This window comes from Diaphorobacter sp. ED-3, assembly GCF_027625375.1.
GTDB lineage: Bacteria > Pseudomonadota > Gammaproteobacteria > Burkholderiales > Burkholderiaceae_C > Diaphorobacter > Diaphorobacter nitroreducens.
Map to the genome: position 1 here is coordinate 3,832,402 of NZ_CP115182.1, position 12,599 is coordinate 3,845,000.

9 protein-coding genes, 4 tRNA genes and 2 rRNA genes (1 of these 15 running past the window's edge) are annotated in these 12,599 nt (G+C 59.9%); 1 reads left to right on the top strand and 14 read right to left on the bottom strand.

What is annotated here, in order from left to right:
* Positions 1 to 112: 112 nt before the first annotated feature.
* From rpoB to PCQ86_RS18560, 12 genes are all read right to left on the bottom strand, one after another.
* On the bottom strand, positions 113 to 4,237 hold the full coding sequence (gene rpoB / locus PCQ86_RS18505) for a DNA-directed RNA polymerase subunit beta (RefSeq protein WP_011806984.1): 4,125 nt from the start codon (positions 4,235 to 4,237) through the stop codon (positions 113 to 115).
* Positions 4,238 to 4,510: 273 nt separating this feature from the next.
* On the bottom strand, positions 4,511 to 4,891 hold the full coding sequence (gene rplL, locus PCQ86_RS18510) for a 50S ribosomal protein L7/L12 (RefSeq protein WP_015914493.1): 381 nt from the start codon (positions 4,889 to 4,891) through the stop codon (positions 4,511 to 4,513).
* A gap of 49 nt (positions 4,892 to 4,940) precedes the next feature.
* Entirely contained in the window at positions 4,941 to 5,447 is a 507-nt protein-coding gene (rplJ, locus tag PCQ86_RS18515) for a 50S ribosomal protein L10 (RefSeq protein ID WP_011806986.1), read from the bottom strand.
* A 243-nt stretch (positions 5,448 to 5,690) separates the two neighbouring features.
* Positions 5,691 to 6,386: a 50S ribosomal protein L1 gene (rplA, locus tag PCQ86_RS18520; RefSeq protein WP_011806987.1), complete on the bottom strand. Its 696-nt coding sequence runs from the start codon at positions 6,384 to 6,386 to the stop codon at positions 5,691 to 5,693.
* Positions 6,387 to 6,818 carry a 50S ribosomal protein L11 gene (rplK, locus tag PCQ86_RS18525; protein ID WP_011806988.1) on the bottom strand — a complete coding sequence of 144 codons (432 nt, stop codon included), beginning with the start codon at positions 6,816 to 6,818 and terminating at the stop codon, positions 6,387 to 6,389. It lies immediately after the preceding gene.
* Between the two features lie 109 nt (positions 6,819 to 6,927).
* Positions 6,928 to 7,518 carry a transcription termination/antitermination protein NusG gene (gene nusG / locus PCQ86_RS18530; RefSeq protein WP_011806989.1) on the bottom strand — a complete coding sequence of 197 codons (591 nt, stop codon included), beginning with the start codon at positions 7,516 to 7,518 and terminating at the stop codon, positions 6,928 to 6,930.
* On the bottom strand, positions 7,518 to 7,901 hold the full coding sequence (gene secE / locus PCQ86_RS18535; RefSeq protein ID WP_015914495.1) for a preprotein translocase subunit SecE: 384 nt from the start codon (positions 7,899 to 7,901) through the stop codon (positions 7,518 to 7,520). Before secE ends, nusG begins: the two co-directional genes overlap by 1 nt.
* A gap of 85 nt (positions 7,902 to 7,986) precedes the next feature.
* Positions 7,987 to 8,062, bottom strand: a tRNA-Trp gene (locus PCQ86_RS18540).
* 15 nt (positions 8,063 to 8,077) lie between these two features.
* Positions 8,078 to 9,268 carry an elongation factor Tu gene (gene tuf / locus PCQ86_RS18545; protein ID WP_047349905.1) on the bottom strand — a complete coding sequence of 397 codons (1,191 nt, stop codon included), beginning with the start codon at positions 9,266 to 9,268 and terminating at the stop codon, positions 8,078 to 8,080.
* A gap of 75 nt (positions 9,269 to 9,343) precedes the next feature.
* Positions 9,344 to 9,418 (bottom strand) — tRNA-Thr (locus tag PCQ86_RS18550).
* Positions 9,419 to 9,459: 41 nt separating this feature from the next.
* Positions 9,460 to 9,533 (bottom strand) — tRNA-Gly (locus tag PCQ86_RS18555).
* A 48-nt stretch (positions 9,534 to 9,581) separates the two neighbouring features.
* Positions 9,582 to 9,667: transfer RNA gene (locus PCQ86_RS18560), tRNA-Tyr, on the bottom strand.
* Between the two features lie 237 nt (positions 9,668 to 9,904).
* On the opposite strand from PCQ86_RS18560, the gene PCQ86_RS18565 reads away from it, so the two are divergent.
* Positions 9,905 to 11,055 (top strand): IS3 family transposase gene (locus PCQ86_RS18565; protein ID WP_270174450.1). Its coding sequence is split into 2 segments (ribosomal slippage): positions 9,905 to 10,151 and positions 10,151 to 11,055, totalling 1,152 coding nucleotides; the frame shifts between segments, so codons are not numbered across the junction.
* Positions 11,056 to 11,166: 111 nt separating this feature from the next.
* Here PCQ86_RS18565 and rrf read toward each other — a convergent pair.
* Both rrf and PCQ86_RS18575 read right to left on the bottom strand, forming a co-directional pair.
* Positions 11,167 to 11,279, bottom strand: a 5S ribosomal RNA gene (gene rrf, locus PCQ86_RS18570).
* 120 nt (positions 11,280 to 11,399) lie between these two features.
* Positions 11,400 to 12,599: ribosomal RNA gene (locus PCQ86_RS18575) — 23S ribosomal RNA — on the bottom strand; it runs 1,676 nt beyond the window's last position.

Sequence of the window (12,599 nt, forward strand, 5' to 3'; positions counted from 1 at the left end):
CCTAAAAACATAGCTGCTGGCGCTTGCCACATAAGGATTTGCAAGACAAAACACCTGCAAACCCAGAGGGAGTGAGCGCCAGCCGCTCACTTTTTTAAAAACTCGATCCTGCTCAGGAACGTTCCAACTCGATGTCCAGGCCCAGCGAACGGATTTCCTTGACCAGCACGTTGAACGACTCCGGCATGCCGGCTTCGATCGCGTGTTCGCCCTTGACGATGTTCTCGTACACCTTGGTACGGCCCTGCACGTCGTCGGACTTCACCGTCAGCATTTCCTGCAGCACGTAGGCGGCGCCGTAGGCTTCCAGCGCCCACACTTCCATCTCACCGAAGCGCTGGCCACCGAACTGCGCCTTGCCGCCCAGCGGCTGCTGCGTGACGAGCGAGTACGGACCGGTCGAGCGGGCGTGCATCTTGTCGTCCACCAAGTGGTGCAGCTTCAGGTAGTGCATGTAGCCCACGGTCGTCGGGCGCTCGAAACGCTCGCCCGTGCGGCCGTCGTACAGGTACGCCTGCGTACGCGTCTCGGTCAGGCCCTTGGCCTGGGCGAGGTCGTCCGGGTAGGCCAACTTGAGCATGTCCTTGATTTCCTCTTCGGACGCGCCGTCGAACACGGGCGATGCGAAGGGAACGCCCGAGGTCAGCTCGCGCGCCATGGCCAGGATTTCGTCATCGCTCAGCTGCGACAGGTCTTCCTTGCGGCCGCGCGAGTTGTAGATCTCTTCCAGGAACTTGCGCAGCTCAGCCGTCTTGGCCTCGCGCTGCAGCATGTCGCCGATGCGCTGGCCCATGCCCTTGCCGGCCCAGCCCAGATGGACTTCCAGCACCTGGCCGATGTTCATCCGCGAAGGCACGCCCAGCGGGTTGAGCACGATGTCGGCGGGGGTGCCGTCGGCCATGTAGGGCATGTCTTCGACCGGAACGATCTTGGACACCACGCCCTTGTTGCCGTGGCGGCCGGCCATCTTGTCGCCAGGCTGCAGGCGGCGCTTGACGGCCAGGTACACCTTGACCATCTTCAGCACGCCGGCCGGCAGCTCGTCGCCCTGGGTGAGCTTCTTGCGCTTTTCTTCGAAAGCCAGGTCGAAGCTGTGGCGGGTCTGCTCCAGCGCGTTCTTGATGGACTCCAGCTGCGTGGCGACCTCTTCCTCGGCGGGGCGGATGTCGAACCAGTGGAACTTCTCCACCGAGGCCAGGTAGGCCTTGTCGATCTTCGTACCCTTGGCCAGCTTTTGCGGGCCGCCGTTGGCCACGCGGCCGGTCAGCAGCTTCTCGATACGGTCGAAGGCGTCGGCCTCCACGATGCGCAACTGGTCGTTCAGGTCCAGGCGGAAGCGCTTGAGTTCATCGTCGATGATCTGCTGGGCGCGCTTGTCGCGCTGGATGCCTTCACGGGTGAACACCTGCACGTCGATCACCGTGCCCTGCGAGCCCTGGTCCACGCGCAGCGAGGTGTCCTTCACATCGGACGCCTTCTCGCCGAAGATGGCGCGCAGCAGTTTCTCTTCAGGCGTGAGGGTGGTTTCGCCCTTGGGCGTGACCTTGCCGACCAGCGTGTCGCCGGGCTGCACTTCGGCGCCCACGTAGATGATGCCGGACTCGTCCAGACGGTTCAGCTGCTGCTCGGACAGGTTCGGGATGTCGCGGGTGATTTCTTCCGCGCCCAGCTTCGTGTCGCGGGCCATCACCACCAACTCCTCGATGTGGATCGAGGTGTAGCGGTCTTCGGCCACCACGCGCTCGCTGATCAGGATCGAGTCCTCGAAGTTGTAGCCGTTCCAGGGCATGAACGCGATCAGCATGTTCTGGCCGATGGCGATCTCGCCCAGGTCGGTCGAAGCGCCGTCGGCAATCACGTCACCCTTGGCCAGCTTGTCGCCCTTCTTGACGATGGGGCGCTGGTGGATGTTCGTGTTCTGGTTGGAGCGCTGGTACTTGATGAGGTTGTAGATGTCCACGCCGACTTCACCGGCCACGGCTTCGTCGTCGTTCACACGCACCACGATACGGGTGGCGTCCACATAGTCCACCACACCGCCGCGGTTGGCCGTGACCACCGTGCCGGAGTCCACGGCCGCCACGCGCTCGATACCCGTGCCCACCATGGGCTTTTCGGGACGCAGCACGGGCACGGCCTGGCGCGACATGTTGGCGCCCATCAGCGCGCGGTTCGCGTCGTCGTGCTCCAGGAACGGAACGAGCGAAGCCGCCACCGACACGATCTGTGCAGGCGACACGTCCATGTACTGCACACGGTCGGCGGACACCAGGGTCGATTCACCCTTCTCGCGCGCCGACACCAGGTCGCCCGTCAGACGCCCTTCGGCATCCAGCGTGGCGTTGGCCTGGGCGATGATGTACTTGCCTTCTTCGATGGCCGACAGGTAGTCGATTTCCATCGTGACCTTGCCGTCCACCACGCGGCGGTAGGGAGTCTCGATGAAGCCGTACTCGTTCAGGCGCGCGTACAGGGCCAGCGAGTTGATCAGACCGATGTTCGGACCTTCAGGCGTCTCGATCGGGCACACGCGGCCGTAGTGGGTCACGTGCACGTCGCGCACCTCGAAGCCGGCGCGCTCGCGGGTCAGACCGCCCGGGCCCAGGGCCGAAACACGGCGCTTGTGCGTGATCTCGGCCAGCGGGTTGGTCTGGTCCATGAACTGCGACAGCTGGGACGCACCGAAGAACTCCTTGAGCGCCGCGGAAATCGGCTTGGAGTTGATCAGGTCGTGGGGCATCAGCGGCTCTTGCTCGGCCTGGCCCAGGCGTTCCTTCACGGCCTTTTCGATACGTGCCAGGCCCGTGCGGTACTGGTTTTCGGCCAGTTCACCCACGCAGCGCACGCGGCGGTTGCCCAGGTGGTCAATGTCGTCCACCTCGCCCTTGCCGTTGCGCAGGTCCACCAGGATCTTGACCACGGCCAGGATGTCGTCGTTGGACAGCACCATCGGGCCGGTGGCTTCGTCGCGGCCGATCTTGGCGTTGAACTTCATGCGGCCTACGCGCGACAGGTCGTACGTGTCGGGGTTGTAGAACAGGCGCTGGAACAGGGCCTGCACGGCATCCTCGGTCGGCGGCTCGCCGGGGCGCATCATGCGGTAGATGGCCACGCGCGCGGCGAATTCATCCACGGTTTCGTCGATGCGCAGCGTCTGCGAAATGTAGGCGCCCTGGTCGAGTTCGTTGGTGTAGATGACCTGCAGGTCCTGCACGCCAGCAGCGCGCAGCTTCTTGAGCAACGCCTCGGTCAGCTCTTCGTTGGCCTTGGCCAGGATCTCGCCGGTGTCGCCGTCCACGATGTTGCGGGCCACCACGCGGCCGATGAGGAAATCCTCAGGCACGCTGATGTGCGTGGTGCCGGACTGCTCCAGCTCACGCGTGTGGCGCGCCGTCACGCGCTTGTCTTTGGCCACAATCACCTTGCCGGCCTTGTCGGTGATGTCGAAGCGCGCCACCTCGCCACGCAGGCGCTCGGGCACGAACTCCAGCTGAGCACCGCTGTCCATCAGGCGGAAGTTGTCGTTGACGAAGAAGTTCGCCAGGATGGACTCGGGGTTCAGGCCGATGGCCTTGAGCAGGATCGTGACCGGCATCTTGCGGCGACGGTCCACGCGGAAGTACAGGATGTCCTTCGGATCGAATTCGAAGTCCAGCCAGGAGCCGCGGTAGGGGATGATGCGCGCAGAGAACAGCAACTTGCCCGAGCTGTGGGTCTTGCCCTTGTCGTGCTCGAAGAACACGCCGGGCGAGCGGTGCAGCTGGGAGACGATCACGCGCTCCGTGCCGTTGATGATGAAGGAGCCCTTGTCAGTCATCAGGGGCACTTCGCCCATGTAGACCTCCTGCTCCTTCACTTCCTTGACCACCTTGGACTGCGAGGTCGAGGACTCGCGGTCGTAGATGATCAACTGCACCTTGGCACGCACGGCCGATGCAAAAGTCAAGCCGCGGGTCTGGCATTCGCGCACGTCGAACGCCGGCTTGGCCAGGTTGTATTCAACGAACTTCATCTCCACGAAGCCGTTGTGGGAAACGATGGGAAACGCGGAGTTGAATGCGGCCTGCAGGCCTTCGTTGCTGCGTTTTTGCGGGGCCGTGTCGGCCTGCAGGAACGCGGTATAGGCATCCCGCTGCATCTGCAGCAGGTACGGGACCTTGAGCACACTGTCGCGGCTACCGAAGCTCTTGCGAATGCGCTTGCGTTCGGTATAACTGTACGTGGATGTTTGGGCCATGAGATCTCCGGGCAAGGACATGGAATGGGATCTTCGACGACTGCCCTGCAAGGCGGCCACCTTGCAGGCTTGGCGGTTGGCCACTACCAACCATGGCGGACGGCGATGCGTTGCACATCGCCCGAACCAAGGCGTCTTCTGCTGTCGGATGGTTCAGAAGACACTAGAAAACAGTCCACGGGGGCCGCTTTCTGGTGCGCTCTAAAGTGCGTCCCATAAGCACCAAAGGCTGGAGGCCTTTCGCAAGACCCCCAGCCCAGGAGACAAGGTCGATTACTTGAGTTCGGCCTTGGCGCCGGCTTCCACCAGCTTCTTGACGGCAGCTTCGGCGTCAGCCTTGGCAATGCCTTCCTTGACGTTCTTGGGAGCGCCGTCCACCAGGTCCTTGGCTTCCTTGAGGCCCAGACCGGTGATTTCGCGCACTGCCTTGATGACCGCCACCTTGTTGGCGCCGGCGTCAGCCAGCACCACGTTGAACTCGGTCTTTTCTTCAGCAGCTGCAGCACCGCCGCCGGCAGCGCCGCCAGCAGCGGGAGCAGCCATAGCGGCAGCGCTCACGCCGAACTTCTCTTCAATGGCCTTCACCAGGTCATTGAGTTCCAGGACCGTCATGCTGTCCAGCGCGGTCAAGAATGCGTCTTTATCGAATGCCATTTTGATTTCCTAACAATTGGTTGAGAGGGGGGACGATTGCCACGCTGCCTCAGGCAGCAGCAGGCTCGCCTTCGCCTTTTTTGGCCGCCAGGGCACCCAGCACCACGGCGGTGCGGGAGATCGGCGACATCAGCAAGCCACACAGCTGGGCCAGCAGTACTTCCTTGGTAGGAATGTTGGCCAGTTGCTTCACGCCGTTCACGTCCAGGGCCTTGCCCGCGAAAGCGCCGCCGCGAATCACCAGCTTGTCGTTGGTTTTCGCGAAATCGGCCACCACCTTGGCGGCGGCCACAGCGTCTTCGGAGAAGCCATAGATCAGAGGACCGGTCATCTGGTCGGCCACCACGTCAAACTGGCTGCCAGCCACAGCACGGCGGGCCAGGGTGTTCTTCAGAACACTCAGGCTCACACCCTTGCTGCGAGCTTCCACGCGCAGTTTGGTCATGTCGGCCACCGTGATGCCACGGTATTCCGCGATCACGAGCGTTTGAGCTTTAGCGGCGAGGCTGGTCACTTCATTGATGACCGCTTCTTTCTCACTGCGATTAAGACTCAAGGTCTACTCCTTCATATGCGCACTTCGGACAAGCCTCCGTGCGCGCTCTTGTTGCAGCGACCAACTGTTTTGGAACATGCATTCCATCTGCAGCGGGATCGCCATCTGCGTTGGCCTCCAAAGGTTTAAGTGCACCTTGCACACCAACGGTCTTGGATGGCCTGCCAGCCCTCAAAGGAGCTGTCAGCCCACCACATCAGACCTGCCGCCCTCATGGGCGCACCAGGTCTGAAGATTTCGCAATTACGCCGCGATGGTCTGCGTATCCACGCGGACGCCGACGCCCATCGTGGACGACACGGCTACCTTGCGCAGGTACACGCCCTTGCTGGTCGCAGGCTTGGCCTTGTTCAGCGCTTCGATCAGAGCTGCCAGGTTGCCCTGCAACTTGTCGTTGTCGAACGACCGACGGCCAATGGTGCTGTGCACGATACCGGCCTTGTCGACACGGAACTGCACCTGACCCGCCTTGGCGTTCTTCACGGCCGTCGCCACATCCGGCGTCACCGTGCCTACCTTGGGGTTCGGCATCAGACCGCGGGGGCCCAGGATCTGGCCCAGCGTACCCACGACGCGCATGGCATCGGGAGCAGCGATCACCACGTCGAACGGCATATCTCCAGCCTTGACCTGAGCGGCCAGGTCGTCCATGCCCACGATGTCGGCACCTGCGGCCTTGGCTTCTTCTGCCTTGGCGCCTTGGGCGAACACGGCAACGCGCGTCGTCTTGCCCGTGCCATTCGGCAGCACCACGGCACCACGCACCACTTGGTCCGACTTCTTGGCATCCACGCCGAGTTGCACAGCAACGTCGATGGATTCGTCGAACTTGGCAGTAGCGGCTTCCTTCACCAGAGCCACCGCCTCAGCGAAAGCGTACAGCTTGGTAGAGTCCACCTTGCCCTGCAGGGCCTTTTGCTTCTTGGTCAGCTTTGCCATTTACAGACCCTCCACCGTCACGCCCATCGAGCGAGCAGAACCAGCCAACGTGCGCACTGCCGCGTCAACGCTAGCAGCATTCATGTCCTTGAGCTTGGTCTTGGCGATCTCTTCGAGCTGTGCACGGGTGATCTTGCCCACCTTGGTGCTCAAGGCATTGGAAGAGCCCTTGTCCAGCTTGATCGCCTTCTTGATCAGCACCGTTGCGGGCGGCGTCTTGATGACGAAAGTAAAGCTCTTGTCTGCAAAAGCCGTGATCACCACGGGCAGCGGCAGACCAGGCTCGACACCTTGGGTTTGCGCGTTGAACGCCTTGCAGAACTCCATGATGTTGAGACCGCGTTGGCCCAGCGCGGGACCAATCGGAGGGGAGGGATTGGCCTTACCAGCTGGCACTTGCAGCTTGATGAAGCCGACGATTTTTTTCGCCATGTTTGCTCCTTGCGGGTATTAACGCCTGATCGTTCACCAGGCTCCCCGGGGTTACCGACTCTCTTCTCTCATCGCACCGAGTCGAAAAGCGCGAATACTTCAATGACGCTCAGGTCTTTTCGACCTGGGCAAATTCCAGTTCCACCGGGGTGGAGCGGCCGAAGATCATCACAGAAACGCGCAAGCGATTCTTCTCGTAATTCACTTCTTCTACGGAGCCGTTGAAATCGGTGAACGGACCTTCCTTGACCCGCACCAACTCGCCCACCATGAATTCGATCTTGTGGCGCGGCTTGTCCGTTCCCTGCTGCATCTGACTGACAATCTTCTGCACCTCTTCTTCGGAAATAGGCGCAGGGCGGTTCTTCACCCCGCCCACGAATCCTGTCACTTTGCTGGTGTGCTTCACCAAATGCCAGGTGTCATCGTCCATCACCATTTCGACGAACACATAACCAGGGAAAAGGCGACGCTCGGTAGTCTTGCGCTGGCCATTCTTCATTTCCACCACTTCTTCAGTGGGCACCAGAATGCGGCCGAACTTTTGCTGCATACCGGCGCGCGCAATGCGTTCCTGGATGTTGCGTTCTACCGCCTTCTCCATACCAGAATAGGCATGAACGATGTACCAGCGCAGATCTGGATTCACCGGAACATCCACCGGAGGCTGCACACCATTCGTGTCCACGGCATCCACCATCACTTCCTCCAGCCCAAGATCAAGTCGTACAGAACCCATTCCAAGGTCTTGTCCGTGAACCAAAGGAATAGCGCCATCACCACCACAAAAGCGAACACATAGCCCGTCATTTGCAGCGTTTCCTTGCGCGTGGGCCAGACAACCTTCTTGACCTCACGCCACGCATCGCTTGCAAACCCGACGAACTGGCGTCCATGCTCGGAAACGAGAAAAACCGCCACAGCCAGCACTAACCCCAACAGCAACACACCCCATTGAATCAGGGGCCCTTGCTTACCCAGCAAATAGAAACCGGCAATGGACGCGAGAACAATCGCCACTGCCGCGAACAACTTTGCCTTGTCCGCACCAGTCGTGACCGTCTCAACCTGGGATGTGGCCATAGATAAATTCGCCTATTTGATCGCGCCTTACAAGACGCCGAAGCCCGCCAGGGGCTGGCGGGCTTGATTTGTTACCACCCTGAAGTGGCAGGGGCAGTAGGAATCGAACCTACAACCTTCGGTTTTGGAGACCGACGCTCTGCCAATTGAGCTATACCCCTTCGATCCCCACTAGATTACGCAATGATCTTGGCAACGACGCCGGCGCCCACGGTACGGCCGCCTTCGCGGATAGCGAAGCGCAGGCCTTCTTCCATGGCGATGGGGTTGATCAGCTTCACAGTGATCGACACGTTGTCGCCGGGCATCACCATTTCCTTGTCGGCCGGCAGTTCGATGGAGCCGGTCACGTCGGTGGTGCGGAAGTAGAACTGGGGACGGTAGTTGTTGAAGAAGGGCGTGTGACGGCCGCCTTCGTCCTTGCTCAGCACGTACACCTCAGCCGTGAAGTGGGTGTGGGGCTTGATGGAGCCGGGCTTGCACAGCACTTGGCCGCGCTCGACGTCTTCGCGCTTGGTGCCGCGCAGCAGCAGGCCCACGTTGTCGCCAGCCTGGCCCTGGTCCAGCAGCTTGCGGAACATTTCCACGCCGGTGACGGTGGTCTTTTGCGTGTCGCGGATACCGACGATTTCGATTTCTTCGCCGACCTTGATGATGCCGCGCTCGATGCGGCCGGTCACCACGGTGCCGCGGCCGGAGATGGAGAACACGTCTTCCACGGGCATCAGGAAGGCGCCGTCCACGGCGCGCTCAGGCGTGGGGATGTAAGTGTCCAGGGCTTCGGCCAGGCGCATGATGGCGGGCTCACCCTTGTCGGACTGGTCACCTTCCAGGGCCAGCTTGGCGGAACCGCGGATGATGGGGGTGTCGTCGCCGGGGAAGTCGTACTTGTCCAGCAGTTCGCGCACTTCCATCTCGACCAGCTCGAGCAGTTCCTCGTCGTCGACCATGTCGCACTTGTTCAGGAACACGATGATGTAGGGCACGCCCACCTGACGGGCCAGCAGGATGTGCTCGCGCGTCTGGGGCATCGGGCCGTCAGCGGCCGAGCACACCAGGATGGCGCCGTCCATCTGAGCGGCGCCGGTGATCATGTTCTTGACGTAGTCGGCGTGGCCGGGGCAGTCGACGTGGGCGTAGTGGCGGGTGGCCGTTTCGTATTCCACGTGCGAGGTGTTGATCGTGATGCCGCGCGCCTTTTCTTCAGGGGCGTTGTCGATCTGGTCGTAGCCCTTGGCTTCGCCGCCGAACTTCTTGGACAGCACGGTGGCGATGGCCGCCGTCAGCGTCGTCTTGCCATGGTCCACGTGACCGATCGTGCCCACGTTCACGTGGGGCTTGGTACGTTCAAACTTACCTTTTGCCATCTTTTCGACTCCGAAAAAATCTACACCAACACGACAAATATTGATGCACCCCAAACGGAGACGCACCTGAAACTGTGGTGCCCATGGCGGGAATCGGACCCGCGACCTCTCCCTTACCAAGGGAGTGCTCTACCACTGAGCCACATGGGCAACAAGGAGTCAAACTCCTCTTAACCAACCTATCCAAACCGTGGAGCGGGAGACGGGAATCGAACCCGCGTCATTAGCTTGGAAGGCTAGGGTTCTACCATTGAACTACTCCCGCAAGACCGAATTTCGTGCAAGTACGGTCCAACGCCTTCAAACCACAATCTGGTGGAGGGGACTGGATTCGAACCAGTGTAGGCGTAAGCCAACAGATTTACAGTCTGCCCCCTTTAGCCACTCGGGCACCCCTCCGAAGAATTTAGAAGTATACAGCCTTTTTGATCCTTGCGTCGATATCACTATTTTTTGTTTTAGGCGTGGCGGATCTTTATGCAGTCGGTGGCATCAGTTTGGCGAGCTAGCCGTTGAGTTCCAAGAGGTTGCTCAGGGGCGGCTGTTGGTTGAGTGGGCTGCTGCCTGTTCCCTTGAATCGCCCCGGGTTTTCTAGACACCTCTGAGCCTCAAACCTGAGGCCCAATAGGAGGTGCCATGAGCAAGCAGAGATACCCCGAAGAATTCAAGATCGAAGCGGTCAAGCAGATCACCGAACGAGGCCACAAGGTGGCCGACGTGTCGGCCAGGCTTGGCGTCAGCCAGCACAGTCTGTATCAATGGATCAAAGTCAAGCAGATGTCGCCTGACCAGCGCCAAGCGCAGTGCTCGCAAGCCGACGAGATGCGCCGCCTGAAGGCCGAGCTCAAGCGTGTGACCGAGGAGCGCGACATCTTAAAAAAGGCCGCAGCGTACTTTGCCAAGCAGTCCGGGTGAAGTACGCATTTATCGAGCGGCATGAACACGAGCACAGCGTGCGCCGCATGTGCAAGATCATGACGGTGCACCCCAGCGGCTACTACGCCTGGAAGGCCGATCCGGTGAGCCCACGCGCCCAGGACGATCAACGGGTGCTGGGCCTGCTCAAGCACGCGTGGTTGGAGAGCGGCGGCGTGTACGGCTACCGCAAGCTCACCCTGGACATGCGCGATCTAGGCGAGTCCTGCGGCAAGCACCGCGTGGCCCGATTGCTCAAACTCGAAGGACTGCGCTCGCAGACCGGCTACCGCCGTCGCCCTGGCATGCGTGGTGGCAAGCCCGCGGTCGTCGCGCCCAACCACCTGCAGCGCCAGTTCTCCGTGGCGCAGCCCAATCAATCCTGGGTGACCGACATCACCTACATCCGCACCCATGAGGGCTGGCTGTACCTGGCCGTGGTGGTCGATCTGTTCTCGCGTCAGGTGGTCGGCTGGTCAATGGGTAGCCGCATCGATACCGCGCTGGCGCTCGATGCGCTGGTGATGGCCTTGTGGCGTCGTCGACCCGAGCAGCCAGTCACAGTGCATTCGGATCAAGGCAGTCAATTCACTGGGCATGACTGGCAGGACTTCCTACGCGACCACAAGCTGATCTGCAGCATGAGCCGTCGCGGCAACTGCCACGACAACGCCGTGGCCGAGAGCTTCTTCCAGTTGCTCAAGCGCGAACGCATCCGCCGCCAGATCTATCCGACCCGCGATGACGCGAGAGCCGATGTCTTCAACTACATCGAGATGTTCTACAACCCTAAGCGCCGCCATGGCACTGCCGGAGATACTTCGCCGGTAGAGTTCGAGAGACGCCATTCCCAACGGCTCAAAAGTGTCTAGGGAATCCGGGGCGATTCATTGAATGCTGTGCGCCAGCTGATGTTGACCGCTCAAGCCCAAAGCAAAACGCCCTCCCACTATGTTAGTGGGAGGGCGGTTTGGGCTGTAAGAGCCTGACGATGACCTACTTTCACACGGGAACCCGCACTATCATCGGCGCGAAGTCGTTTCACTGTCCTGTTCGGGATGGGAAGGAGTGGGACCAACTTGCTATGGTCATCAGGCATAAAGGGTTGCTGAGCAGTGAGGACTGCACAGCGAATTCATAGAGTCTGTGAATCAGCGTGGATTTGATTGCGTACTTGGCATAACAGTCTTGAACTGCGATTGGCAGTCAAAGTTATAGGGTCAAGCCGCACGGGCAATTAGTACTGGTTAGCTTAATGCATTGCTGCACTTCCACACCCAGCCTATCAACGTCGTGGTCTACAACGACCCTTCAGGGGGCTCAAGGCCCCGGCAGATCTCATCTTGAAACGAGTTTCCCGCTTAGATGCTTTCAGCGGTTATCTCTTCCACACTTAGCTACTCGGCAATGCCACTGGCGTGACAACCGATACACCAGAGGTGTGTCCACTCCGGTCCTCTCGTACTAGGAGCAGGCTTCCTCAAATCTGCAGCGCCCACGGAAGATAGGGACCAAACTGTCTCACGACGTTTTAAACCCAGCTCACGTACCTCTTTAAATGGCGAACAGCCATACCCTTGGGACCGACTACAGCCCCAGGATGAGATGAGCCGACATCGAGGTGCCAAACACCGCCGTCGATATGAACTCTTGGGCGGTATCAGCCTGTTATCCCCAGAGTACCTTTTATCCGTTGAGCGATGGCCCTTCCATACAGAACCACCGGATCACTATGTCCTGCTTTCGCATCTGCTCGACTTGTCAGTCTCGCAGTTAAGCACGCTTATGCCATTGCACTATCGTCACGATGTCCGACCGTAACTAGCGTACCTTCGAACTCCTCCGTTACGCTTTGGGAGGAGACCGCCCCAGTCAAACTGCCTACCATGCACTGTCCCCGATCCAGCTAATGGACCTAGGTTAGAACCTCAAACGCACCAGGGTGGTATTTCAACGTTGGCTCCATGAGATCTAGCGACCTCACTTCAAAGCCTCCCACCTATCCTACACAGATCCGTTCAAAGTCCAATACAAAGCTACAGTAAAGGTTCATGGGGTCTTTCCGTCTTTCCGCGGGGAGATTGCATCATCACAAACATTTCAACTTCGCTGAGTCTCAGGAGGAGACAGTGTGGCCATCGTTACGCCATTCGTGCAGGTCGGAACTTACCCGACAAGGAATTTCGCTACCTTAGGACCGTTATAGTTACGGCCGCCGTTTACTGGGACTTCAATCAAGAGCTTGCACCCCATCATTTAATCTTCCAGCACCGGGCAGGCGTCACACCCTATACGTCCACTTTCGTGTTTGCAGAGTGCTGTGTTTTTATTAAACAGTCGCAGCCACCGATTTTTTGCAACCGCTTTGGGCTTCCTTTGTACAAGTTCACCTACTTGCGGCATACCTTCTCCCGAA

Excerpts from the sequence above, each read along its gene's own strand:
- rpoB (WP_011806984.1), bottom strand. The coding sequence starts at position 4,237 with ATGGCCCAAACATCCACGTACAGTTATACCGAACGCAAGCGCATTCGC.
- rplL (WP_015914493.1), bottom strand. The coding sequence starts at position 4,891 with ATGGCATTCGATAAAGACGCATTCTTGACCGCGCTGGACAGCATGACG.
- rplA (WP_011806987.1), bottom strand. The coding sequence starts at position 6,386 with ATGGCAAAGCTGACCAAGAAGCAAAAGGCCCTGCAGGGCAAGGTGGAC.
- rplK (WP_011806988.1), bottom strand. The coding sequence starts at position 6,818 with ATGGCGAAAAAAATCGTCGGCTTCATCAAGCTGCAAGTGCCAGCTGGT.
- nusG (WP_011806989.1), bottom strand. The coding sequence starts at position 7,518 with ATGGTGGATGCCGTGGACACGAATGGTGTGCAGCCTCCGGTGGATGTT.
- secE (WP_015914495.1), bottom strand. The coding sequence starts at position 7,901 with ATGGCCACATCCCAGGTTGAGACGGTCACGACTGGTGCGGACAAGGCA.
- tuf (WP_047349905.1), bottom strand. The coding sequence starts at position 9,268 with ATGGCAAAAGGTAAGTTTGAACGTACCAAGCCCCACGTGAACGTGGGC.